The sequence below is a fragment of the Alteromonas sp. ABM1_013 genome (genome assembly GCF_056160505.1).
Map to the genome: position 1 here is coordinate 81913 of NZ_JBSWXH010000006.1, position 26323 is coordinate 108235.

Sequence of the window (26323 nt, forward strand, 5' to 3'; positions counted from 1 at the left end):
GGTGGGTTATGCAATATGCCAACGTAACACAACAGCTATCTGTCTGCCCTCAAATTTCAGTGGATGATCTGGAGGCAATAAAAGCAGCAGGGTTTAAATCTATTATCTGTAACCGCCCTGATGGTGAAGGGGCAGATCAGCCTACCTTTGCGGAAATAGAGGCAAAAGCATCGTCGCTGGGTTTACCCTGCGTATATCAGCCAGTAGTAAGCGGTAAAGTAACTCAGCAAGACGCAATAACATTTGAAGCCAACTTACAGAAGTTAGAAGGCCCCGTATTTGCCTACTGCCGAACAGGTACTCGCTCTATTACGCTATGGGCCATGACCGCAACTAAAACACTTTCTTATGAAGACATACTCTGTTTGTCGCAGAAGGCCGGCTATGACCTAAGCGGGGTAGTGCGACGCCTAAAAAACGGCGGTGAAACGCCCAGCGACCATGCCGATCACTCTCATGCGGTAGTCATTGTAGGGGCGGGCGCGGGCGGTGTTGCTGTTGCATCTAGTTTGAAGTCGCGATGCCCAGTTTTAGATATCGCCATAGTAGAGCCCAATGAAGTGCACTACTACCAGCCAGGCTGGACGCTAGTAGGCGGGGGCGTATTTAACGCCAACGACACCGTGCGCACTGTGGCCTCTGTTATTCCTGACAATGTTAAATGGATAAAAGCCGGCGTAGCGGCCTTCGCGCCAAAAGAAAACATGATTGTGGTAGACGGCTGCCGCACCATTAAATATGAACACTTGGTGGTTTGCCCCGGCATTAAGCTAGATTGGAATAAAGTGGAAGGCTTAAGCGAAACCCTAGGTGAAAATGGTGTGACGTCAAACTACCGTTTTGACTTAGCGCCCTACACATGGGAATTGGTGAAAAACCTTAAAAAAGGAAAGGCAGTATTTACACAGCCGCCAATGCCTATTAAGTGTGCAGGCGCGCCGCAAAAAGCCATGTATATGTCTTGTGACCACTGGTTTAAAGAAGGCGTGCTAGATGACATTAACGTAGAGTTCTACAACACGGGCGCCGTACTCTTTGGGGTAAAAGAATACGTGCCGGCACTTATGGAATACATTAAGAAGTACCACGCAAACCTTAACTTTGAACATCAGCTGGTAAAGGTTGATGGCAAAGCAAAAGTGGCTTCATTTAAGAGCGTAGCAAACCCAGACGCCCCGCTCGTTGAAACTGAGTTCGACATGCTGCATGCGGTTCCGCCCCAGTCCCCGCCAGATTTTATCAAAGTCAGCCCCCTTGTTGATGGCAATGGTTGGATTGATGTCGACCAATCAACGCTACAGCACAAATCGTTTGAAAATATCTTTGCTCTTGGCGACGCCATAAACGCGCCTAATGCTAAAACTGCCGCGGCGGCGCGTATGCAAGCGCCAGTGGTTGCCAACAACTTACTTTACGAGCGTGGTGTGAAAACAGATAAAGCCATCTACAACGGTTATGGTAGCTGCCCACTTACTGTAGAGCGAGGCAAAGTGATATTGGCCGAATTTGGCTACGGCGGCAAAATTCTTAACAGCATGCCGGCGTGGGTATTGGATGGCACGAAGCCGTCGCGTCTAGCATGGTATTTAAAAGAAAAGTTGCTTCCTCCCATTTATTGGGAAGGCATGCTAAAAGGCAGAGAGTGGCTGGCTAAGCCCGAAACTCAGCACGTGAATAAATAACGTATGGTCTACATGAAAACGCTTTAGCCCAACTGATTTGGGCTAAAGCACTTACGTGCAAACTCTTCGTTAATAATCCTTTTTTAAAACTCTTTGTGAACAACGCGCATGCGCGCTAAAAAATCATTGCCCACCTCATTTCACACTATTCTGTTAAACTATTTTAAAAGAATGCCCGTTTAAAGCGGTACAGCATAATGGCGTCTATAAAAATAAAACAAAGGATCGTGTATGAGTAGTAATACCCGAAATGCAGCCTCATCAAAGGCTGGCACTGAACAGGAAACCGCGTTTAGCGTAATTGATAAGCCTACGTTTTTTGGCTCTCTTATTCTTCTTCTTTCCGTCACCATCCCCCTTATCATTTGGCCCGACCAAGGCGCACAGTGGGTAGCCACGGCCAAAGAGTTTGTTACCAGTAAGCTTGGCGTTTTATACCTGTTACTCGGTGTGGGTGCAGGTGGTTTTATGGTGTACATCATGTTCAGCGATATCGGCCAAATAAAACTGGGCGAGCCTGAAGAAAAGCCTGAGTTCTCGCCCGTATCCTGGGCCGCCATGCTGTTTTGCGCCGGCATTGGGGCGTCTATCTTATACTGGTCAATGATTGAGTGGGTGTACTACTACCAAGCGCCGCCGTTTCATATAGAAGGCGAGACTCCAGAAGCCGCAAAATGGGCCGCGGCCTACGGCATATTCCACTGGGGGCCGTTAGCCTGGGCTATCTACCTTATTCCTGCGGTACCCATTGCCTACTTCTACTACGTACGTAATCACAGCGTACTTAAAATATCCGAAGCCCTAATGCCGGTAATAGGCGAGAAAATGGCTCACGGCTGGCTAGGTAAAATTATCGATATCAGCTTTATCTTCGGCATGCTAGGCGGCGGGGCCACCACGTTAGGCTTGGCGGCACCTATGATAAACGAAGGGGTGCACGAACTATTCGGTGTACCTAAATCGCTAACTACGCAGGTGGTGGTGCTAATAACCTGTACCGCCATATTCGGGTACAGCGCGTATGTTGGCCTTAAAAAAGGCATTAAGCTGCTGTCAGACATTAACTTTTGGCTGGCCGTAGGGTTACTGCTATTTATCTTCATTGTTGGGCCCACGCTATTTATGGCCAATACCGGCTTAGACGCCCTTGGCCGGGTAATGAGTAACATCATTAAAATGGCCACATGGCTAGAGCCCTTCGCCGAATTCAACGGCTTTGAAGACACCCACTTCCCACAAGACTGGACTATATTCTACTGGGCTTGGTGGCTGGTGTTCGCGCCAAGCGTAGGCTTATTCATTGCCCGTATTTCAAGGGGCCGTACTATTCGTACTATGGTGGCAGGCTCTATGTTCTTCGGCACCATGGGCTGCTTTTTATTCTTCATGGTAATGGGGAACTACGGCCTGTATTTACAGCTATCGGGTGAACTAGACGTAGTTACCATACTGAATCAAGAAAGCCCAACAGCCGCTATTTTTGCCATGCTGCATACGCTGCCGCTCGACTATTTAGTTATTTCTGTATTCACGCTACTGGCACTAATCTTTACCGCCACTACGTTCGATTCCATTTCTTACATTTTGGCTGCCGTAGTACAAAAAGAAGTAGACGAAGAGCCACTGCGCTGGAACCGTTTATTCTGGGCCTTTGCGCTATCTTTCATGCCTATAGTGCTTATGTTTGTGGGTGGGTTAGAAACCCTGCAAACCGCATCAATAATCGGGGGCGTACCGCTATTAGCTGTGGCCTTTATGTTGTGTGTTGCCATTGTACGGGCCGCAAACTACGACATGCGTTACCAGCCCGACTATTCGGTAAAAGAAATCAACATTGGTGAGTTCCCAGACGACGACCCATGGAGCGAAGAGGGCAGTTGGGACATTGACGAGGAAGGTGAGGAGGCCGAAGAAGACGTGCCCATTGCCGCAAAACCCAAACCGCGCGGGCCGAAAGACCATATTGAAGGCGACCCGCACAGTAAGCCATCGCGACTGTAGGCTTTACCGAACAGGTCATAAATAAGTGTTAACTTATAAAAAGTGATTAAGTTATAAAGCAAAGCGCTACCAAAAGGTGGCGCTTTTTTCATTTTAACGCGCCACAATTAACTTTCACAAAAGGCGTGCTGTGTTAACGTAGCCACTTCAAATAGCCCTATTTTTTAGCAACAACGTTCAAGCAAATGGCAGCATGTCAGTAAAGAATTACCAAAAATTCTACCAGCCACTAAGAGCCGTGAATTCAGAAGACTTCGGGTGCTGTTTTTATTGCGGCTGCGAAACTGCACGCCAAGACTTTATCCCGCCCATAAAATTCATTCACGACTGGCAAAGCGGGAACCTGCAGGCTGATTTCATCTCTGTACCTTCATGCAACGAATGCTTCGACCTATTAAAAAATGAAAACAACGGCACCCTAGAACCCAGAATAAACACCTTAAAAAAGCGATTGGCAGAAAAATACAAAAAGGCCGTGAGGGTATATAACCACTGGAGCATGGAAGAAATAGAAGAAATGGACGCGGCATTTCAAATAAGCCTAAAAGGCGGCATGCGACTAGGCAAAGAAACCCTTTCACGCCTTCAATTTGCTGGGTTCGACTATGAAGTAAACGGCAGCATAACGCGGGTGGCAAAACCACAGCGCGAGGTGTTCAAAGTATTCGATGAAGAATTTAGCAGTTTTAAAGAAGCGCTAGCCTTTGCCAGCGCTACTTACAAAATAAAGAAGAGCCGACTAAGTCAGTTATATTTCGACAACGATGAAAGCTTTGATAGGGCGATTGAGGCTTTTCATGAGTTGGTTGAGGGTAGACCCTGACAATTTAACTGATGGTTTTGTGCTCCGTAGTCAGAGGTTCGAACCCTATCGGCCCACCATTATTCTTGAACGTTCTTTAAGAAGTACAAATCAGAAAACCCCATCTTTGCAAATTCGGTATCTCTGAAGTTTCTTACGGTTTTTTTGTCTTTGCTGATAGCAGCAAGTTGCTGTTCAGTTTGCAGAAACTGGGAAAGGTCTATTCCCTCGGCATCGGCCACAGCTTCATGCATATTTTGATGGCGGCTGTAAGAAAAATTTATCTCTTTCGCCACACCTTTAAACTTATAACGTACTTTATGGGCCATGTTTTACTCACGTTGGTCGATGTAATTCAAAAACGGTTTAACAGCTATTATAAACTCAATTAGCGCCAATAATTACCGTATTAAAAAAGCGGGTGGCAAATTCATAGCGAGATATGTTTAAAGTATTCGAAGGAGAGTTAAATGGCTTTAGAGAAATTCTAGCCTGTGCCTGCGCTATCTATAAAAAAAGGAAAGCTTACTAAGCTAACCTTATTTTGACCATGGTGAAAGCTTTGATAGGGCTATTTGGTGTTTGTGTGGGCTGTGTTAATATTGACCGCCGCAAAAGCTATAACTCATAACGACAACAATGTAATATTCATTGCGTACATATAACTGAAAGGACTCACCTTTGGCTACACTCACAAAATCTTATATTGTTGATTTTTACGCCCCTGCAATATTGGGGGATAATGAAAGGGATGTGAGCGTATCTGGCTTATTAATTGAGTGTGCAAAGACATCATTAATTAGAGAACATAAACTCGGTCAATACGTATTTCAAATCAAAAACGTCGTAAGGAACGAAAATATTCTTCACGGTGTTTTTGTTAAGTTTCGAGAAAACGACCTCCCTCATATCGGAAGCAGGACTTCCCTTCAAGAAAAAAATATAATGTTAATGGAAGGGGAAGGCTTAATTGAAAAAAACTACTTTATATATGATCTTCGGCTGAACGTAATTACATTCCAAGTCAACTCATCGGCCTGTAATATTCACCAAGTTGCACAGCTATTCACAGCGTTGCTGGGGGAGACTGTAATGTTCAATCCTATACTTACGTTAGATGCGGCAGAACGCTTATTAAACAATGATTTGCGAGCCAAGAAGCTTGCGTTAAGTGTAGCTGCGCCTAAGAACCCTCAACTGTATAACAGTAATGATTTTTCAAACAATGTTATGCGGCTGTTGACATCGACTGAGGGGGTTTCGCTATCCTTGACAATATCTGCAAATAACCAAGGGCGAGGCTTAGGCCAAGTATTAGCTGATACCGTAAAAGCAGGAATGCTAGCCTTTACGAACACAGACGACATAAAAGTACGAGTTGGGAAAGTATGGTTTGAGGATGGCTCTGACCCTATAGATTTAGTTGCCGACAGAATAAGAGGAAAAACTTGCGCGATAGCTATGTACGGCAGGTACCCTTTGGAAAAAGATATCCTTACTTCGTTAGACAAAGTAAGAGAGGAGCATGAGGTTCATATTCGAAAGGTCTTAATTGGAAAATAGGTATGGCAGAAAAGAAACAAAAATATAGATATTGGCCGTACATAAGGGTCGTGATGTCGTCTATGATTGCATGTATAGTTTTTTTCGCAATCGATGGGTTTGATAAAAACAAAATTAGTAGTCTTCTTGGTGCCGTTGCAACTAATTCCGTGACTATTATGAGTATCATGATTGCAGCATTGGCAATTTTAATCTCTATTTCTGGTAGCAAGCTAGTTAAAGAAATGAGTAAAACGGGCCACATGAAGGTATTAATTGATAGCTTATCTTTTACCGCTTTAGCTTTTTTTGTGAGTGCAATAGTAGCAGGGATTGGACTGTTCACAACTGGAACAACTTCTCAACTTATATTAGTTTTTTCTTCTTCTCTTTTGTTCTTCTCTTTGTTACTCCTTCTTGCTGCAGGATATCGATTATATCAAACTTTAGTACACCTTCATAAGTGACTCTAACTTCCCATTCTATATAAGCTTTTAGTGCCTTTTCCTATCAAGAGCTGAGGCTATTTATGGGAGTTTAAACATTGGAACTTCCAGTGATTCGTGTGTGGCTGAAAGTTTGAATAACATTATGGTACCTAGGTACAGTTATCCTAACTGTAAAAAGTTGATATCTTCTCATAAAATGATTTAAAGGTTAGTTCTATGAACCAGATGTCAGTAAATGAGTTATATCAATTAATATATAGAAAAAACTTACAACTAGACAGAGCAGAGGTATTGCTTTCAAACTTGCTTGCCTTAAAAAGCGAAGACTACAAGAGTTTTGCTGTACCTTTTGAAGATGTGATAACAACTTTGGAAAGCGTGATTTTTATCCTCGCTAGCAACAAGATTGTGGATAATTGGAGTTAACCCACTATTTTTATCAAGTTAGATGTAGCGTGGTAATTTAAGATTTTACGTACGCTCTGCACCTAATCTTAAGGCAGACGTCAAACGATGTAAGATAAATAACTGCTCGGTGTCCCACTACTAGATAAGTATAACTGCTTAATCGCGCGTGTTGCTGCTACATGCAGTAGTGCTCTTTCATTTAGTTCGCGGGCTTGTTTTTCAATGTGGTCGTCAGTTGAAGTGAGTGCTTGTTTAAGTGGAACTACCCCTTCGTTAATCGATGAGATGAAGACATACCGAAATTCAAGGCCTTTTACACGGTGCATCGTTGCTAAACGTACACCTGGAAGTGTCCTCTCATCGCCGTTCTGCTTTAATTCGACTATTGTTAAACCTGCCTGCTTCAAATATGCAGCTATTTTATCACGTAACCCTATAGTTCTTGTTACTACACAAATATCTGCTAGCTCAACTCCATTTTCAAGAAGGGCCTTAATATTTGTGTATATCCAATTAAACTCTTCGGTAGTGTCTTTAAACAGTCCGATTGTTGGCTCAATTCCCTGTGTCAAAGAATAGTTGTTCGTATTACTATCAAGGCTGCCATCTAAATCATCTATTTGAATGCCTTCGAGAATTAATTTTGCGTAGCGTTCAATTTGTTCTGTTGTACGATAATTAATTTTAAGTTTGTTGCCACGGCCTTTGATATTTATCCCAGATTTACTTAAAGCAGCTTGGTTTGCGTAAATTCTCTGGTGCCCGTCCCCAACTAAAAATAAATCATTATTCTGGCTCGGCACTAATACCCTTAACATTTTTAACGTTTCAGTGCTCATGTCTTGCGCCTCATCAACTATAACTGCTCTATACTTGCAGTTTAGCTTTCCCTTGCTTATTAGATTTGCAAGATCGAGCGTAGCTTGATTGAATAGTTTATAGCTTTTTTCCTCAAGTAAGTTCTTAAAAGTTTCGAAAACTGGCCAGACTTTTTTCCGTGTCGTTCTTGGCAATCTAACGCCTCTTCCTACTCTAGCAGCTCGTAAATATTCGTTTATAGTGTTGATTTGCTGCGGAATAATTACCCTATCTAGTTCTTCCTGATAAAAGCTTTTCGGCAATGTAACATCAGGTGAAATTTGCTTAAGTGCTCGCTGCCAGAAAAAATCATAATTACTCATCGTTTTATATAGCAGTTTAAAGCTGTACCTAGCCTCTTTTAGCGTCTGAGCAATCCATTTATCTATATTCTTTACCTCTATTCTTTGTAACTCTTCGAGAGAGCAGATTTTTTTTAAGTTTTGATATATATCGACAGATAAGTTAGATGTATAGGTAGTAAATAGTAGTTTTTCATCGTCTTTAAGTACATTGTTCACAAGCCATTTAGCCCTGTGCATCGCTACTACTGTTTTACCTGTTCCGGCTCCCCCTAAAACGCGAGCTGGTCCGTTCCAATATTTTTCTACTAACTTCCTTTGTGAAGAATGTAAAAAAATACGCCAGTGCTCTAGCGGGCGGTCAAGCATAGTTCGTAATTCTTCTTCACCCTCTACTACTTTAAATATGCGCTTGGAGGCATTACGCAATAGTGCTTTTTCAATGTCGTTAGGGTCAACTTTATCTTTAGTAGATTTACAGTATTCTGCCTCTAGCTGTTCCCAGCTCTCGCCCATTGCTGCCAAATAAATAGCTTCAAAAGCTTCTACAGGCAATTTATCCTGAAGCTTTTCAAGTTCTTGCTCATTTGTGATGGCTTGAACGATGTCGATGTACTCTTCTGGAACACCAAGTTTAAGAAGCTGTTTTTCACTTAACGTAATGGTGAGTTGCGATAAACGGCGTTGGTCACTAACTTTTATGACGTTTGAGTCAAAGTCACTTTTTTTATCTACAGTTTCGAATACCTGCATAGCACCATTATAGGTGTTTATTTGACACTTTTTGCGCCTGGCCCAGTTATAAGCATCGTCATGTTTAGCTACATATAGTAAGAGGAATGTGGACCCTTGTTCAGGCTTTCGGACAATGCCTCGGAAATTTTGATCAATTCGAACTGAACGATATGCTTTGTCTGCCGCATCAATAATTTTTTCATAGTTAATACCAGGAGACTTGGGGTCATTCTGAAATTTTGTAAAAAACTTTAAAACCCCGCTCTGCGCTTTTCTAGGAATTTTAGCAAACGCACTTAGGCATTCAGAAGAAATTGCTACCTTTACATCCATGCACTCATCCCATTCGAAAGTTTTTCTGTATTCATTGCAGCTCTAAAACTCTCAAGCCAAACTGTGGCTTAAGTCCCGTATTCCAATTTTTATAAAAATTAAGATAAGAATGGGGACTTATTTGCAACTCTTTCAACGTCGTTTATTGTTTTTATGACCCTAACAAGGCCTTCTTTCATGTCATTCGCTTCCCACCACCCTTCTGGTGCGACCCACCATAAATTACTATCATCTGCTTCGAACCTAGAGTCTGCGGGCAAGCTTGCCTGAAGCTTCAAAAGTTTGAACGCTGCACTAGGCCCGACCATTTTTGCCTTAGGCCGCGAAGCATCTACTATCATTAGCTTTAAGTTTTTCTCAGCATCTACATGGAGTGACAAGTCGCAACCTGCTCTAGGGTTAAGCCCTGATATACGATACACTTTTATAGTCTCGCTTGATTTAGTGTTGTCCGCATATAACCATGATAAGCAGTCTTTTTCTTCTAAAGGTAGTAAGCCTAGTTCAGACTCTTTTAAATCTGATGCTTCAAGTGAATTCGCTTTTTGATTGGCTTCTAATTCATTTAATGAAGTGACACTAAACGATGAGTGCAAATTTTTATTAAGAATACTTGCTCTGAAATCATCCAAAAAAGAACGTGCAGATGGGTTTTGAGCTCTCTTACTATGGTCAAGATAACTGAAACCAAATCTAAGGGTTGCAAACTTCATAGCAAGGCGCTCTACTTCGTCACCGACCTCAATGGAATTATTTGCCCTCAGCGCTTTTATTTGGCGAGGTTCGGGATTAAGTAAAACTAAAATTGCAGCACGGAGAGCTGGTTTTCCACCATCAACGAACGGTGCATTAGATAAGTCGCCTGTCAGCGCTAGCTCAGCTGTAGCGAGCCATTGCGTAAGCTCACTTAACTTTTCACTTCTAGTCTTAATTATATCGTTTATAATTTCGTGAGCATTCCAACCTGCGTCATTGTTGAATTTTAAGCAACTATGCAAAATGCACTGAGCTACAAATACTTGCAGCTCATCGCTACCATCTATCCCTAGGATTTCGATCTCAGGAAATTTATCTTCCCTATATATTTTGAGCACCTCATCCTCACTTAGTGAACCTTTGCAAAATTCCTCGAAGATAAGACCACAAAACGCATCGACTTCCAGTAACTCTCCGGTCTTGGCCGTATTATAGTCAACCTCAGGCTCTAAAAATTGGCCAGTAATTTTGTGGCTCTCAGTGGGTTCTATCAAACCTAGTTCGAGTGTCTCAACATTGTAATTGCTATATGCTCTCAGCTTAAAATTCTCAAGTGCTTCTTCATCCACAAACATAACCTTTTGGATAAGCTTTATGGGCCAATAAGGCTGCGTAATTGATGTTGCGAGCTGAATTATAATATGCTGATTATTTATAGCCTTGAGGCCCACTAAAGCTTGAACTTCAGCTTCTTCAAGCAATTTACGTCCTTCGATGCTGAAGGCTATTGAAGAGGGCAAGATTTCGAATGCCAACACTAGTCTTGTAAATGCTTTTCGGTTGAGAATAATAAATTTTGAGTTCATAAGCTTTTGGTCACCAGTTCAACTATTGATATTCTATCAAACCTGTATCTTTAGAAGGTAAATGATCGAGCACAGAAGTGTCGCACGTATCATTTGCAGAAATCATTAGTATTAGCTCAGTGCGCGCTCGCGAGCACATTACATACATATTCATCTTAAAGACATCAAGGTTACTATCGTCAAATTTAAAGTTTTCCATACATGGTATAAATACAGTATCAAACTCAAGGCCTTTACAGCTTCTGCGATTGAGTACGGTAATTACACCTTGCCGCGTGTCGTCAAAAACCAGCTTATCACTACCCTTTGATGATTTGCTCGTATAGGTTTGAACGCGATATGACGGTAGTGATTCGGTAAGATGATCTTTAAAAAATTTTCGATCTTCCTCTGAATCAACTATTACGCCAACCTCTAAAGCTCCTCTAAACTTCAACTGCTTCGAAATTTCAATTGCTTGTGACTTTGCATCAGGCAGCTTAAATAGCTTCGGTACATTACCGACTCTAGAAGGTGGTAGGGGCTTGCCAGTATCTAGCCCAACGAAAAAGAAAGAAGCTAGATCAGAAATTTGACGAGTGTTTCTAAAGTTTTTTGTTAACTGGAATTTGTTTTCGTCCTTAATTTTCAACGCGCTACTAATCTCAGCGATGCTAGAATTTTGGCCTTCCTGTAACCTTTGATTTTCGTCTGCCAAAATAGTAATCCCGCCTTCAGGGAGCTCTCTTGCGGCCAGTCTCAAAAATCGAAACATTTCAGGGCTGAAATCTTGTGCTTCGTCGATAATTAGGTAACCCCAATCTTTTTTTTGTTTTTCGTCAATTTCTAAAAACTGGTCTATCATAGTATCCCAGTCGTACAACCATTGTTTTAGTTCTGGAGGGCGGTAATTTTTATTTTTTTTGGATCCCCCTACCTTTTGTTCTTTCTCACAGCGCCATCTAGCGAATTTTTCAGGATCTTCGTTAAAAGTTTTACTGGATACTAACCATTTTTTGGCTGGACCATCCCAACGCGCACCTGCTGCTTTAACCAGTTGGCGGTCAGAATATGAACAGTTAACAACCATGAAATCAACTTCTTGCCATTGTTCTAACGCTTTAGGGTTAGCCGTGCCAGCATTTTTCTCTACATACCACTGTTGTCGAGCGCTGTCCCATTTGCCACCAAGCGACTTAAAATCTTCTTTTTCTTGAAAAGGTACATCGTAATATACCTTTTCGGTTGCTGTGCTTTCTTCGCTTTCACCGCTAACTTGAGCAATTTTTAGCGATTGCCACCACTCACAAAGCCAACTATGGAAGGTTTTTGACGATATGTTTCCTTCCATTTGTTTGGCCACATTTTCTGTATAACGCCTTAATACACGGTTATACATTAAAACAGCAGCTTTGGATTTTTTTCGTGCTACCGCATTAGCTCTGAGAAAAGCTATTACAGTTTTTCCGGTACCGGGAGGTCCTGTAACAAGTACGGTACCATCTATAGGTGCATCTTCAAATACATCCTGTTGCTCTTCTGAAATTTGGCGAGAGTTAGGCATTCGCATTAGTCATCACCCTCCGCCGCTTTCTTTAACACTTCAGAAAATAGGCCAGCGCCATTGTGATCACCAATGAGGAGCTTACGATCTAGCAGTAGGTTGTTGAACTCGCAGCTTGTTTCGGAAACTAAAGAGCATGAATGACATGCTGCTCTATTTAGCCCAGTAATCCCTAGTGACTCTGACTCACTACATACAGGATCGTTAGAGCACCAACTGGCTGCTTCTAAAGCTGCAATAATTGCAGGATATAGTCGGTTAGCTTCCCCTTGTTGAATAAGTCCACCGAGGCTACCCTCTGAATCGCCGTCCGCTGTATATATTAGTACGCCAGCTTGACCTTCACTTGCATAGATGCGCTCTCGAAGCGCACCACTAGAATAACCGCTCTCAAAGCTTAGTTGTCTGATGAGTAGGTGTGCAAACGTGTGAAGAACGATAAGCTTGGCCGTCGGCTCTGGAAGGTAGTGATTGACTAGTGACTCCCAGATTGTTTGTGCATTTTTTCTTCGTAACTGCACAAAAGCTTGGTTATCTAGTTTCCAACTTTCAAGCTCATCTTGGTTGAATTCTATAAAAATACCCTCTCCAAAAACTTCTATAGCGGGTAGCCAGCTATACTCAGTGCGGTTATCATTCATAATAACCGCTTTTTCTTCATTAGGTTTGACGCGGTTAAATCCTAAAAAAGCACGAACTTCTCGCAACTTGTCAATTAATACGGTTCTTTTTATTAATCTTTCACAATTAAAAGTGTCTGCACCTTCCGTGCTTGCTACGCGCGCTTGAAAAGTATTCGAGAGTAAGGCTTGTAAATTCCCCGAAGTTAGAATTTGCCATTCTGCGACTCTCAATCCCTCGTCTGAAGGGATAGTGAATTTTTCCCCCTTTGCAGCGGAAGCTTCTACGGCTTCCAAGACTGCATCAGCGCCGCCTTCAATGCCAAAATCTTCAGCGATTTCATCAGCTATCAATCGAGCTCGCGGTCTCTTCCCTCTAGCAAGGGCGTTCATCAGGTCTTCATAATCATCGGAGCCTTTGAAAATATCAAGTATTGAGCCATTTGCCTGCTTAGAAGTTGCTGGAATATCAAGTGCTGAACGAATAATGGGGTAATACAAGTTGCTAGCGCCACGTTGTAATACATGAAGCTCTTGTTCATCACAGGTAGATTCATTGTTCGCTTGGTATTCCCAAGGTTGTTTGCCTGAACAGCGAACTTTTAGTGCCCCTTTCTGCATAATATTGGCAAGGTTATTACTTGCACCGCAATTAGGGTTTTTACAACGTATTTGTAAAGATCCTAAACCGCTTCCCGATTCAGCCTTGGCTTCAAAATAAAGGTTACTCTCCGGCTTTTCACACATGGATTTTTCATTCATATGTGCCCACCGATCCCAAGGAACGTCTTGTAAATGCCCAGATTCACAAGCTACGACAAAGCGCATTGGCATCATCGTTCGGCCCTGACATGAACTATTTTTACAAATAGGGGCGCCAAGGTCGTTAGTTTTATCGTCTGACTTCCATCTTCGCAGGTGGCGACACCTAGGGCAAAATAACCACCTTGGAAAACGATATGACATCAGTGAGTTTTCGGCGTGTTTCTCTGTGTGCCAGTCTTTTATTACAGGAGGCTTCTTGAGTGCCCGAATACCTATCGCTTTGGTAAGGCGCTCCAACTTAATATGTTCAAGTTTCTTTGGCCATTGATTAATATCGATCATTAACAGTGACTCATCCCCTATATCGACGATTGCGCCTGGGCCAAACGGTGAAATCAATTGGGAACTGCGGTAGCTTCGTGAAATATCAGTCATTGTATTCGCCTCGAACAAGAATCGAAGTTTCAGTATCAACATTTCGCATCGAGTTGAGTGTTTTCCATGCTTCTTCGTGTTTATCGCTTTCAAAAGATTTGAATAGCGGTCTAAATTGAACCGAATTAGAGAAGTATCTGTTAATTGGGTTTTCGTCTCTTGTTGCTCTATCGTGCCAGTCATCGATTAACGCGTTAAGGTGTTTGAAAACTGCGTCCTTTTCTCGTTTAGAGACCCCATTCATGGCTAGTAATAGCCTAGCCTCAAGTTTCTGTTTAATTGTAATAAACTCTGATGACGCTTTATCAAAATACACAGCACTTTCATTGTCTCTTAAATATCCAGATATACGCACAGCTGCTATTAACGCTGCGTGCAGCGCTCTTTCAATGGCAGGCATTGCCCAAGGTGTAACACTAGTGGGCTCGACATAGCGATAAAGCGCTTGATGATAGGTTTTAAAGGTTTCGTAATGGGAACGATCGCGTGGCTTTGAAGCTGAATATGCAGTTACCACAAGGCCCGGAGGCCGCTTTTTAGAGCGTCCAACTCTACTAGACGCCTGAATATACTCAGCTGTAGCTTTTGGCTGACCTGCGATTAACATTAATCCGAGACGCCCAATGTCTACACCGACAGAGATCATATTTGTACAAGGCAGGGCATCAACAGCATCATTTCCCACAGTTTGCTCTACCTTTGCCAACACTTCAGGAATTCTTGAACCTTTGACGTTCGCGCTTAATTCTTCAACGTTTTCAACTTCTCTAAGATCATTCTGATTCTTAGAAATTACTTTGATACGTGCTGGAATATCATCTTGCGCCAGCGTCATTGTTTTACCTAATTCTCTACGCGAGTTGTGATAAATAGGGAGCGTCCAATAGCTGTCTAATATTTGCCCGTCTAGCCCTAGTTCAACTGGCGCTTGTAGCATTGCCGCGCCAATTTGGACCATAGCGGTCTGGCTGGTATGCCCTGCTGGCATCATTCCAATGTAGAGCCTACCGGGGTTAACTTTATCTTCTTTAGAAAAGAAGGAGTCAGCTTGATCTGTTCCCGATGGGGGGAATATGTTTACTTTGCGTCCGAATAACCTATTTACTTGCTGTGCCGCGCTTCTAATGGTTGCTGTTGCAGCTATTACTTTTGGCCTTCTTCCCATTAGGTCGAAAACTGTGTCAAAGCCTGCTTCATATATACCAGCTATAGTACCGAGGGGTCCTGAAATAAGATGAAGCTCATCTTGTATAACTAGGCTGGGTGGAAGTTTCGCACCATTACCAAAGAAAGCACTAGCTTCGGCCTTCCAAGTCAGCCTTGCAAATTTATCTATAGTGCCAATTAAAAGGGTTGGAGGTGAAGCATACATGGCCTCATCGACAACCTGAATTGGTAGGCCGTCGTGAAATTCACAATGGTCACTTGGACAGTAAAACTGGAAGCTAGTCTTTGTGCTTTTTACTCCATAATCTTCGCAAAGCTCACTATGACGTGTTGGGAAAATTGTCGTACCGCACCATGGGCAAGATTGAAGTTGAAAGGGGTTCTCGGGTTGTTGTGCATTGCGCTGCGTTTTAAAAAGTGTATAAGCAGTTTGAAAATCGTTGGGCGCACTAGCGCTACCAACCCACAAACCAAGGGTGAACCGTTCACTGCCTAGAAGTGCGCTTTCAGACTGGCGTATTTGTTCCAAAGCACAAATTAATGATCCTGCTCGCTGAAATTGCTGAGATGTGAGAAGTCTTAATGTGTACCGTTTTATTACTGCGGTTCCACCACCACTCATACCTTCTGCTAATCTGCGGTAAAGCATTTCCCAAGCGGCAACAGCTAAATATGCTTCAGTTTTTCCGCCTCCCGTGGGAAACCAAAGAAGGTCGACATCGTCGTGAGTGCAAGAGAGCTTACCTTCTGCATCTGGTATCATTGATTCTAATGCCAATAGCTGAAACGCTAACTGGAAAGGTCGCCAAGTGAAGTTAGCTCTGATGTCTTCTGTAAAGTAGTCTTGTTTAGTATATCCCCAATTCCTTGCTTTCGCAGTATTTGTTAACGAACTATGAACCATTTGCATTAACATAGCACGATTCGCTAAACGAAAAGCGAGAAGAGCTTTAGAGTTATTGCGCAAACGTTCAATGCCATCATACATACGGTCAGCGTTTATTCGTAGCCGTCCAATAACTCTTTCTTTAGCCTCTTTATATTGCGATGGTAGTTTTTCATTGTCTAAACTATCAATCCAGTCAGTATACAAATCTATCAGCTCTTCGTAGCCGGCTAAAAGTTCGGTGGCGCTAGCTTCATTCTCGTCTGCTATACGAGTTATAGATAGAATATTCGTATTTAGTTTTTTTGCTTGCTGCTTGTCCAAATCGGTTGTAAAGCCTTTAATTTCATGACAAGGCATTGGGGATGTTACTAGCTTTTTAGGCGGAGTCGTGTTTTCATCCCATTCGACGGAAATGCCATGGCCGACAGCCCATGGTTTAAGATTTCTATATATAAGAGCGAGGTCTTGCTGCTCCTCGTCAAGTTTAAATCTATCGCTGGTCGGGTACTCTCTAAGTTTACCTTTTGTAACATTTATCTCGATGCCACATTGATAAAGACACTCTTCGGGTTTTAATGTATCGCCAGACTTAATGTTATTCGTTAAAGCTAAAGTTACGATTTTTGATTTCGCAAAACTTTTAGTATTTACGTCAAGACGACCGTAATTCCCAAAGATTTCTTCACACAACTTTAGGTTTTTATTTACTTGGAGTGGAATGGTAAGCTCAAGTGGCTCGCGTCGCCATTCGCTTGAATCGCCTTTGGTGTATCGGCCACAGGAGATAGTAACTTGTAGACAGGAATTTTCTTCTACAGCAAACGACAGCGACATAGATGATGGCTTAAAATCGTTACTGAGAGCTTCGGTGCTCGACTTAGTATCTTCAGTTTCATCTGTCTCGTCGCGGAGTGCAGAGATGGGAAATAGCGTACCCATCAAGTAACGTTTATGCGGTATATCGTCTTTGAGAAGCTCTTGAGGGCCATTAACTGGGCCAATAAGTTGAGCCCTAAAATAATCAACTAGCTGACGACGTGCATCAATGAACTCTGATTTCAATTGAAATCCTCCCTGATATACAATTTTGATTCTACTATAGTCGCATTTATTTTATTACCACTCAACATCTTTATTATAATCAATGGCCTACGCCGATAAAATTGTTCGATAGGTAGCGGTTGTGCGGACCTTTGGGCTTTTTGAAGTTACAGTTTACATATATTGTCTCTTTCGAAGGTAACAATTCTGCCTTTAAAACTGGCGCGCTTGCTCTGCTGATTTTAAGGTTTTTACTAACTCTCGGGCTAACGCCCTTACAACAGAAACGCAAACAGAGTTGCCAAATTGTTTATAAATTTGAGTGGGCGATACAGCATCTACGACAAAATTTTCGGGGAAGCCCTGCAATCGTGCACATTCTCGCGGTGTGAGTTTTCTAGGGTTCTTTCCTATATTCTTTTGGTCAATTAATATTTCGGAACCATCCTTGTAATATCGAGCACTTAAAGTGTTTGTGTACTCACTTTCGGCGTTGAAAAGAGAGTAGCCAAACCCATTCCCTTTTTTCTTGTGGGCTTCCTTGCGCTTTTTGTGGCCCGCCCATAAGGTGTCTGAGATGGTATAGCTATCCTCTTTCATGATTGTTATGTCTTCTAAGATATCCCCTACTTTTGTTTCTTTTCCTTCGGGGGATGGCCAGTTGAAGATGTTTTCAAAATGCGTTTTACTAGAAAAATAATCTTTATCAAACCCTATAATGAAGACTCGCTCTCGATTTTGCGGGACGCCAAAGTCCTTGGCCCTTATAACTTTGAAGTCAACCCAGTAATTGAGCTTTTGAGTTAACGCTTTTCTTGCTTCTTTAGACATAGGCACATCAGCTGGTATGTCTTGCGAGTGCTCCCCTCTTAGTATCGAAAGAATTGTCTTTAGCGTTCTGCCTTTGTCATGCCCCACAAGCTGCTTTACATTTTCTAGTAAAAATGCCTTAGGTCGTTTTTCAGAGAGAATTCTTTGAATCTCGAAGAACATAGTGCCTCGAGTATCATTAAAGCCACGCTTTAACCCTGCTTGTGAAAAAGCTTGGCAGGGAAATCCCCCTAATAAAACGTCATGCTCAGGTATATCTGTGGATGAAATTTTCGTTATATCCCCTTTAGGAACTTCACCAAAGTTAGCGATATAAGTTTTCTGTGCAAACTTATCCCACTCGGACGTAAAAATACATTTTCCACCTTCCTCCTGAAAAGGTATTCGAATGCCACCTATCCCTGCAAACAAATCAACGAAAGTGAAATCAAAATTTGCTTCGCTTGCACTGAATGGGGCACAGTCTCTTATACTACGAAGTCGCTCTTCTAAACAGGCTATGTCTTCTAGTTTTCTTTTAGAAGGTTTATGTTCGCCTGTTTCCCAACCTCGGACAGTCCGCTCACCAGTCGCATTCATACCTAGTAGGTTAGCAAACTCGGTTCTACCAAGCCCTAAATTAACTCTTGTCAGTTTAACAAAATCAGCTATTTCGATATCTGGCATGTTCTTATTCATCGCAAATTTTATCCGGTTTTTGACCCGGATTTTACATCATTCAAATATTGTTTGCCAACGTGTAATACCAATTGTCTTGGATTCACAATTTAAGGTGACTATACTTTAGCTGCACGTAACAATGGAATGATTATGAAATACAAAGATTTGAATAAGATTATAAGTATACCCGAACAAGAGAAGGCTGAGTTCAAGAGCTTAATAAAAAAGTACCGGAAGCAACTTATTAGCCCCCCATCGCTTACTGTCGAGCAGGTATTTGAAGAGCATCGCCCAAAAATCGAGCTTGTGAAGAAAACAAACGAAATCTCAGAATTAATACACTTTCTTCGTGAAACTGCTTACAAGTACTTTTTGGCAGAAGAAGCTGAGTTTAACGTTGCAATATTGAGACACATCACTAGTAACCTTAGTACACCTGCCGACATCTTCGATACTATTTTACACGAAACAATAGATTTCCAAGCGCAGCCTAAGAAGGTTGTGGAACAAATACAGCGTTTATGTGGTGAGTACGCTGGCCGTATTAGTCCATATATATATGAATTATGTTTGAGTAATACTCAATCGCGAAGATCTAGGGCAGGAAAAACCTTTGAAGCGATTATTTACAAACTATATGAAACATATGACTACGAGTTCTCCTCCCAAAAACAAATAGGTAAAATAGCTTTTAAAGATAAAGGTCTTGGAAAAATAGTCGATTCGCTATTACCCAATATTGAAGCTTTTGATCAAAGACGTGACAAAGTTATTATTGGAACGATGAAAACAACTTTAAGAGAGCGGTGGCAAGAAGTTATAGAAGAACTTCAGCGAACCGGTTTACCATGCATACATTTACTTACAATGGATGATAACATAAGTAGTTCAAAAGCAGAGCAAATGGGAAGACACAACGTAATCATAGTAGTTCATCAAAATGTAAAAAATGAAGCTCACTTAATTAATAAAAGAAATATAGTATCATTTGAAACATATTTTTTAGAAGAAATTCCTGAAACGATGAGATATTGGTATTAGTATTAGCCCCCACCGCTATATACTAGAATCCTAAAGCTCCGGCCCTCTCTGGCTCCCACTTATGTATTATAGAGAGGCTGGAGCAGGTATATGCATCTTGCAAGAAACCAATACGTTGTTTTTCAGTAACGCCAGTTTGTAGCATCAGTGTTTCTCTTAAAGGATGGTGACTTTTTATTAAATATTCATTTCGTAGATGTAGCCTTTCCAGTAAGTTTATAGTAGGGATACGGTCAAATTTACCATTAGTGCCACGATTACATTCTTTACATGCTAAAACTAAGTTCGCTATACCATCAATAACCTTTTTGTCGGCACAGTCCTTTAGTCGGTGCGGAAAGAAATGATCGACTTCTGCTATTTCAAAGGAGTATTTTTTAAGTGATATTTTTCGAAAGCAATAAAAGCACTTTCCTTTTTGATATCCGTTGAGTGCGCTGCGACTGGAAGTTATATCTACTCTCTTCATATTATTGTTTTGGGTATGAAGTAAATCAGTTTCTTGGTCGAACGCTATTTGAACAACGTTTTTTGAGATTCCAAGCGACCAAGCTGTTTCGACAAGTCTCCACCTAGAATCAGTTTCTTGATTAAGATCATCAAAGCTAGCGGATTCTGCAATTTTAAAAAAGTTGTCGGTTAGTAGAAGCCCTCCCATGGATTTTCTTTCGTCATAGAAAAAACGATTATTTATATTTTTATTATGGACATTGTGAAATGCCCCAAATACATGATTAAAACCAAATCTTGCTGTAGCCTCTATGAGCTCGTTTAGCGAAATCTCTTCACGATTATACTGTCTACAATAATCCAAGTACCTACTCGAACTGGTGGTTGTTTGCTTATCGTTTTCTTTTAAGTGAGAGCATATATGAGCAGAAAACCTAGGAGCAAGTTCTTCAATACTTATTATCTCATTTTTAGTATTTCGAAAGTCATAGAGGGCTTTAGCGAGAGCGAATTTATAAGAGGCAACGTTCCTTCCAAACAATATAATTGCTCTCCAATAATTTTCATTAGTTGGGTTGATTTCATAGAACTTATTCACTTTTATTTATTCCATTTCTAAGTGAGATTAATCTTAAATGAAGAGGGTTATCACCACCAAAGAAAGGATTCGGATGTTTCTTACGTTCGTTGCTATAACTAAATATAAAGTCCCGTAGCCACTCTAAATCGTCACTAATTCCTCGTGGGATCATGTTTGGTCTTTTTTCCCATTCCCAACTGTCCTCATACCCCTCTTGGTACCTATAAAACTCTCTTATCAAAAAAGCTTTAAGGAAGGTTAATTGGCCATGACTATCCCAAATTTTTGAGAATAGTGTTTCATTGTCAGAGGTATATTCCTCATTTATACAACGCTTAACTATAGCGAGTTGCATCGACGTTGTGGTCGCATCTAAAACCGTGTTCAAATAATAAATGGCACCTTCCCAATAACTTCCGAACTCGAAAACGGCTTCAGATTGGTCTCGATACTCAACTAAAGGATAGGCTGGTACTGAAATTGGATCTCCTTGAAGACCTTTTCCATTTAAAATTCTTTTTATCTTCTCGATGTATGCATCATGCCAATCAATATCACCAGTTAAGTGTGGAGCTGAAATATACTGATAATGTTTATTATTAATCGAAAAGTCAGACATTCTTCTTTACCTCATTACAGAACTCTTTAAAGGAATAATTAGAAAGGAATTTTATGAATGTGGAATCATCAATATCGCTAAAGTACAAATGATAAAGTTTAATCATTAGTCATGTTGACACACTTCAACCGTAACCCACTTTACATCATCTCGACTCAAACCATCCTGACTTGGAACAGGGTTTAAATTGCGTGCAGTTAGTCCATTATTTTTCGCCAAGGTTGCCACTTCCTCATAGCTTACAGAGTGCATAGGCCGTGCTTCATCATTTGGGCCGAACCGAAGGCTTATGTACATTTTTCCGTTTTCTGAAAGTAATTCAGCTAACCGTTTTAACGCAGGTGGTCGTTCCGCTTCCGGCAAGTGCATCCATACCGCTGAAAGCAGTATTAGGTCGTATGTTTTTGGCTGTTGGGGTAGGGCGGTAAGCGCGGGTAGGCTGGCGTTACACCATGTAACGCTGTTATGTGAATTGGCTTGTGCAAGGTTTCTTAGCTTATCGGCAGGCTCTGCGGCTGTTACTTTCCACCCTTGCTCGGCTAGCCAGTTGGCATCACGGCCACTGCCTGCGCCTACATCTAGCGCGGTGCCTGCTTTGGCATTTTGTAGAAACGCTTTCCAATCGCCGTGCACTGTTTCGGCGTTTACCGAATTATACAAATCGTAATAGTGCTGCGCTTTTTCGCTGTAATGCGTAACGGTGTTTTTTGTACTGCTGGTCAAAACGTAGATGCCTCCCTGATCTAAATTACAGATTATCGCATTACCCTCAGCGCAGCCAGCGTTTAGCGATTTCACTTTTTGTTTAATTGTAAATGGCAATAATTATCATTTAAATTAAGTTTAAGGTGTTTTATACTCCTGCCCCGAAAACATACAAACCCTTCAAAACCAATAACAGAGAAAACCATGAAATTAAGCAGTTTATTTGCACTAACGCCTATCGCGTTTGCATTGTCGGTAAATGCGCAAACTACGCAAAGCGATACGGTAGAAGTTAAAGAAGCAGACGTTGAAAAAATTCGTATTGTTGGCGTTCGTCAAAATCGCGTTAGCCGCGGTGCAACGGGCTTAACCATGGAAATTAGCGAAACGCCGCAATCTATTAGTATTCTTTCTGAAGACTTAATGCAGTCGTTCGGTGCGTTTAATATTAATGATGCGCTAAAGCTTGCGCCGGGTATTAATGTAGAAGAGTGGGAAACTAACCGTACCAACTATACAGCCCGTGGTTTTGAAATTAAAAACACGCAAATAGACGGTGTAGGCCTGCCGAACGACTGGGGCATTGTTACCGGCTCTGTTGAAGCTTACGGTTATGAAGAAATTGAAGTTATTCGTGGTGCCAATGGCCTGCTAACCGGTGTGGGTAATGCGTCGGGTACCATTAACTATGTGCGCAAGCGCCCAACCAATGAAGAGGGTGGTGAAATTGGCGCAAGCATTGGCTCGTACAACTTTAAGCGCGTACAGGGCGACTATTCAATGCTGCTTACCGAAGACGGCAGCTGGGCCGCCCGTGTAGTAGCTAGCGTTGAAGATAAAGAGTCGCACCTAGACGGCCTGGAAAACGATCGCAGCTTTGTGTACGGTGTAATCGACGGCCAGTTAACCGACAACGCTACCGTAACCTTTGGGTTGTCTTATCAAGATGCGAATACCGACGGCAACACCTGGGGCGGGCTAGTATTTAACTATACCGATGGCACCCAAGCCGAGTGGGACATTAGTGATACCACAGCACAAGAGTGGTCGAAATGGGATACCGAAACTACCAATGCGTTTGTAGAGCTAGACTACGTGTTCGATAACGATTGGCAGTTACTACTTAGCTATAACTACCGCGACTTTGAAGATCAAAGCAAACTGTTTTACGCCTACGGCGCTATTGATAAAGATACGGGATTAGGCCTAGTTGGCTGGCCGGGTCGTTATGACTCAGAGCGCGATTCTCATCTTGTTGAAGGCCGTGTATTTGGTGACTTTTCCCTATTTGGCCGTAATCACGAAGTGAACTTTGGGGTAAGCCACGCTACCAGCGACGATGTGTCTTTTGTTCACGCATTTGATTACGCTGCAACTCCTGCCTATGGCCCAACGCCTGCGTTCCCTTATGCGCTAGATGCCATTGCCGAGCCAGATTGGCTAGCAGCTGCCGAGTACTCAAACATTGAGCAAAACCTAACCCGTTACTTTGGCTCAGCTCGTTTTAGCGTTACTGATGAAATGCATGTTATTGCTGGCTTTAACGCCATCGATTTTGAGCGAACAGGGCAAAACGCTGGCGCGGTTATCGATAACTCTGAAAGCGAAGCCAGCCCTTATGTTGGTGCTACTTACGCAATCACTGAAGATGTGAACGCGTACGTAAGTTATTCAGACGTGTACCAGCCGCAAGAACAGTACGACATTAACGGCCAGTACCTAGACCCAACTAAAGGTCAAAACTTTGAAGCGGGCGTGAAAGCCCAATGGTTTGACGACCGTTTATTAACCACGTTCGCTTACTTTACTGCAGAGCAAGATAATTTGGCGGCCTACGCAGGCACTAACCCAGACACGCTTCAGTACTACTACAAAGGCGTTTCAGTAGAGTCTGATGGTTTTGAAATTGAAGTAGCCGGGCAGGTCACCGATGCACTGCGTGTTAATGCGTCTTATACTGCTATCGAAGTAGAGGATGAGCAGGGCAATGATGCTAACTTATGGGCGCCCCGTGACGTAGTAACGTTCCAGCTAGCGTACACAGTGCCACAAGCACCAGAGGTGGAAGTAGGCTTTGGTGGTCGCTGGCAGTCTGAAATAAGCAATGTGGATTATAACGTTGAACAAGGTGCGTATTTCTTGGGTAATGTGTACGCATCACGCGCGTTTACTGAAGATCTTACCGTTCGCATGAACATCAATAACATCTTCGATAAGAAGTACATTAACAGCCTACACACTGTGGGTTACTACGGCGCAGGTATTAACGCCCAGCTAAGTGCTTCGTATAGCTTTTAATTAAACGCGCTTCATGAATGTATAAAGGCGCGCAGCACTGACGACAATCCTGAAAACTACCCTTCAGTAATTCTTACTCTTATAACACCAAGCCACTGCCTTGATTAAAATTAGGGCAGTTGCTAGTGTGTTTAATCGGCATAAAAAATGGACTTTTAAAAACGTATGTTGAAACAAACATGGGTTCATTTAACTGGCCGCTTCTCGCTTTTTTACCAATGAAAGCGAATAACAATAAAGTAGGTGAACTCAATGTTTTCAACCGTGTTATCGCGCTCAATGCTAAATGGCGTTATCACCACCGTAGCCTTTGTATCTCATGTTGTTTTGGCACAAACCTCTGAACCCTGTAACAGCCCAGATATAGTGTTTTATAACGGTGTTATATATACCGCTGACGATAAAAACTGGCAGGCCGAAGTGGTAGCAGTTGAAACCGGTCGCATAGTGTTTGTTGGGAAAGAGGCCGACGCAGCGCCTTGGTACTGCGGTGCTGAAAAGCGTATTGATTTGAAAGGCAGCACGCTTTTTCCAGGTTTTACCGACAGCCATCAGCATCTTGAAGGCATAGGAAAACGCACCCGCACCCTCAGTTTGTTCGGTATACCTACGTTAAAGGCCACAGTGGCTGAAATTAAAGCCTTCGCTCAAACCGTGCCAGACGGTGAATGGGTATTAGGCCGTGGATGGATAGAGCGTGAGTGGCAAGATGAACAGCGTTTTCTTAGTGCTGCCGACCTAGACCCATTCACTGAAAATAAGCCGCTGTTTATGCCCCGCGCCGACGGTGTTTCAGCCGTGGTAAACTCAAAAGCGTTGGCCCTTGCGGGTGTCACCAAAAACACCCCCGACCCTGAAGGCGGTAAGTTTGAACGCTATGACGATGGCACGCCCACCGGTTATGTTTTGGCAACGGCAATGGACTTCTTTAGAAATATTTTACCGCCCGAGTCCGACCAATATATACAAGATAATTTAAAGCGCGGTATGCAGGTAAATGTGTCGCAAGGGTGGACGGCAACCCACGACGCTGGAATGAAGTGGCGAGAAGTTCAGCAGCTAAAGCAACTGGCCAACAATGACGAGATGCTGCACCGAGTTTATATTGCTATACCTATTAGCGAGTCTGATAAGCTTTTTCAAAATGGCACAGAAACACTCGCACAAGGGCTGTTTTATTTAAATGGGATAAAGGTGTTTATCGACGGCACCTTAGGTTCTCGTGGTGCTGCGCTTCTTGCGCCCTATAGCGATGCCGATCATAGCGGTTTTATGAACCGCACCACAAAAGCTGAACTTATGCCCGTATTGGAACAGGCCTTAAAGCAGGGTTTCCAAGTGATGACCCACGTTATTGGCGATCGCGCTTTATATTCCACGCTTAATTGGTATGAAGAAGCATGGAATGGGCTACCAAAAACGAAGTGGAAAACCGAAGACTTACGCTGGCGCTTAGAGCACGCGCAAATTATTCCACCTAAACAGCAAGTCAGACTGGCAGACATGAACATTGTGGCATCAATGCAGCCAAGTCATGCCATAGGTGATTTAAACTTTGCACCAAGCCGTTTGGGCTACAGCCGCTTAGAATACGCTTACCCATGGAAATCACTGGTTGATAAAGGTGTGATCTTGGTAGGGGGATCAGACGCGCCAGTTGAAGTGGGCGACCCACGCATTGAGTTTTACGCAGCTATTACCCGTAGCAGGCTTAACGGTACGCAAGATAAAGGATGGCACCCAGAATTGTCGTTATCTCGGGAAGATGCGCTTCGCATGTTCACCCTATGGCCTGCCTATGCGTCGTTTCAAGAAGATATTTTAGGCTCTATTGAAGTGGGCAAGTATGCCGACTTTTCTGTTTTCGACACTAATTTTATGACAGCAGAACCTAGCGATATTTTGAAGGCCAACGTTGTAATGACGGTGGTAAACGGCAAGGTAGTCTTTCAAAATCTTACCAATAATTAATCTGTTCTTATAAGCGCTTCATGCTGTTGCGTGT

At 42.5% G+C, this 26323-nt stretch carries 19 protein-coding genes; 9 read left to right on the forward strand and 10 right to left on the reverse strand.

The features are described 5' to 3' along the window. The first annotated feature begins 8 nt into the window (after positions 1-8). The 3 genes from ACXAGK_RS17590 to ACXAGK_RS17600 all read left to right on the forward strand — a co-directional run bounded on the left by ACXAGK_RS17590 (position 9) and on the right by ACXAGK_RS17600 (position 4506). Positions 9-1682, forward strand: a complete 1674-nt coding sequence (locus ACXAGK_RS17590; RefSeq protein WP_474857232.1) for a bifunctional protein tyrosine phosphatase family protein/NAD(P)/FAD-dependent oxidoreductase — start codon at positions 9-11, stop codon at positions 1680-1682. A gap of 231 nt (positions 1683-1913) precedes the next feature. Next, positions 1914-3683: a BCCT family transporter gene (locus ACXAGK_RS17595; RefSeq protein WP_474857233.1), complete on the forward strand. Its 1770-nt coding sequence runs from the start codon at positions 1914-1916 to the stop codon at positions 3681-3683. Positions 3684-3876: 193 nt separating this feature from the next. Further along, entirely contained in the window at positions 3877-4506 is a 630-nt protein-coding gene (locus ACXAGK_RS17600) for a hypothetical protein (RefSeq protein ID WP_474857234.1), read from the forward strand. 59 nt (positions 4507-4565) lie between these two features. Here the strand turns inward: ACXAGK_RS17600 and ACXAGK_RS17605 are convergent, their stop codons facing one another. Next, positions 4566-4814: a DUF2960 family protein gene (locus tag ACXAGK_RS17605; protein WP_474857235.1), complete on the reverse strand. Its 249-nt coding sequence runs from the start codon at positions 4812-4814 to the stop codon at positions 4566-4568. 352 nt (positions 4815-5166) lie between these two features. On the opposite strand from ACXAGK_RS17605, the gene ACXAGK_RS17610 reads away from it, so the two are divergent. The 3 genes from ACXAGK_RS17610 to ACXAGK_RS17620 all read left to right on the forward strand — a co-directional run bounded on the left by ACXAGK_RS17610 (position 5167) and on the right by ACXAGK_RS17620 (position 6902). Beyond that, the gene (locus ACXAGK_RS17610; protein WP_474857236.1) at positions 5167-6048 is read left to right on the forward strand and encodes a DUF6731 family protein; all 882 of its coding nucleotides are present in this window, start codon (positions 5167-5169) and stop codon (positions 6046-6048) included. A 2-nt stretch (positions 6049-6050) separates the two neighbouring features. Beyond that, positions 6051-6494 carry a hypothetical protein gene (locus tag ACXAGK_RS17615; RefSeq protein ID WP_474857237.1) on the forward strand — a complete coding sequence of 148 codons (444 nt, stop codon included), beginning with the start codon at positions 6051-6053 and terminating at the stop codon, positions 6492-6494. A gap of 198 nt (positions 6495-6692) precedes the next feature. After that, positions 6693-6902, forward strand: a complete 210-nt coding sequence (locus ACXAGK_RS17620; RefSeq protein WP_474857238.1) for a hypothetical protein — start codon at positions 6693-6695, stop codon at positions 6900-6902. A gap of 80 nt (positions 6903-6982) precedes the next feature. Here the strand turns inward: ACXAGK_RS17620 and ACXAGK_RS17625 are convergent, their stop codons facing one another. The 6 genes from ACXAGK_RS17625 to dcm all read right to left on the reverse strand — a co-directional run bounded on the left by ACXAGK_RS17625 (position 6983) and on the right by dcm (position 18631). After that, the gene (locus ACXAGK_RS17625) at positions 6983-9112 is read right to left on the reverse strand and encodes a 3'-5' exonuclease (protein WP_474857239.1); all 2130 of its coding nucleotides are present in this window, start codon (positions 9110-9112) and stop codon (positions 6983-6985) included. 98 nt (positions 9113-9210) lie between these two features. Beyond that, positions 9211-10674, reverse strand: coding sequence for a hypothetical protein (locus ACXAGK_RS17630; RefSeq protein WP_474857240.1), 1464 nt, complete (start codon positions 10672-10674; stop codon positions 9211-9213). Positions 10675-10696: 22 nt separating this feature from the next. Next, positions 10697-12223 (reverse strand): DUF5710 domain-containing protein, encoded by a 1527-nt coding sequence (locus tag ACXAGK_RS17635; protein WP_474857241.1) that lies wholly within the window; start codon positions 12221-12223, stop codon positions 10697-10699. Beyond that, complete coding sequence (gene drmB / locus ACXAGK_RS17640) at positions 12223-14037, reverse strand: DrmB family protein (RefSeq protein WP_474857242.1); 1815 nt, start codon at positions 14035-14037, stop codon at positions 12223-12225. Before drmB ends, ACXAGK_RS17635 begins: the two co-directional genes overlap by 1 nt. Beyond that, positions 14030-17155, reverse strand: a complete 3126-nt coding sequence (locus ACXAGK_RS17645) for a helicase-related protein (RefSeq protein ID WP_474857243.1) — start codon at positions 17153-17155, stop codon at positions 14030-14032. Before ACXAGK_RS17645 ends, drmB begins: the two co-directional genes overlap by 8 nt. A 192-nt stretch (positions 17156-17347) precedes the next feature. Further along, a complete protein-coding gene (dcm, locus tag ACXAGK_RS17650) occupies positions 17348-18631 on the reverse strand; it encodes a DNA (cytosine-5-)-methyltransferase (protein ID WP_474857244.1) in 1284 nt (427 codons plus the stop codon). A 144-nt stretch (positions 18632-18775) separates the two neighbouring features. Between dcm and ACXAGK_RS17655 the strand changes: the two genes are divergently transcribed. Further along, entirely contained in the window at positions 18776-19666 is an 891-nt protein-coding gene (locus tag ACXAGK_RS17655; protein WP_474857245.1) for a type II restriction endonuclease, read from the forward strand. A 22-nt stretch (positions 19667-19688) separates the two neighbouring features. Here the strand turns inward: ACXAGK_RS17655 and ACXAGK_RS17660 are convergent, their stop codons facing one another. The 3 genes from ACXAGK_RS17660 to ACXAGK_RS17670 form a co-directional block, all read right to left on the reverse strand. After that, a complete protein-coding gene (locus tag ACXAGK_RS17660) occupies positions 19689-20714 on the reverse strand; it encodes an HNH endonuclease family protein (RefSeq protein WP_474857246.1) in 1026 nt (341 codons plus the stop codon). Further along, a complete protein-coding gene (locus ACXAGK_RS17665; protein WP_474857247.1) occupies positions 20707-21315 on the reverse strand; it encodes a hypothetical protein in 609 nt (202 codons plus the stop codon). Before ACXAGK_RS17665 ends, ACXAGK_RS17660 begins: the two co-directional genes overlap by 8 nt. Before the next feature lie 105 nt (positions 21316-21420). After that, the gene (locus ACXAGK_RS17670) at positions 21421-22038 is read right to left on the reverse strand and encodes a class I SAM-dependent methyltransferase (protein WP_474857248.1); all 618 of its coding nucleotides are present in this window, start codon (positions 22036-22038) and stop codon (positions 21421-21423) included. A 186-nt stretch (positions 22039-22224) separates the two neighbouring features. On the opposite strand from ACXAGK_RS17670, the gene ACXAGK_RS17675 reads away from it, so the two are divergent. Together ACXAGK_RS17675 and ACXAGK_RS17680 are read left to right on the forward strand one after the other, a co-directional pair. After that, a complete protein-coding gene (locus ACXAGK_RS17675) occupies positions 22225-24318 on the forward strand; it encodes a TonB-dependent siderophore receptor (protein ID WP_474857249.1) in 2094 nt (697 codons plus the stop codon). A gap of 252 nt (positions 24319-24570) precedes the next feature. Continuing rightward, positions 24571-26289, forward strand: coding sequence for an amidohydrolase (locus ACXAGK_RS17680; protein WP_474857250.1), 1719 nt, complete (start codon positions 24571-24573; stop codon positions 26287-26289). Positions 26290-26323 lie beyond the last annotated feature (34 nt).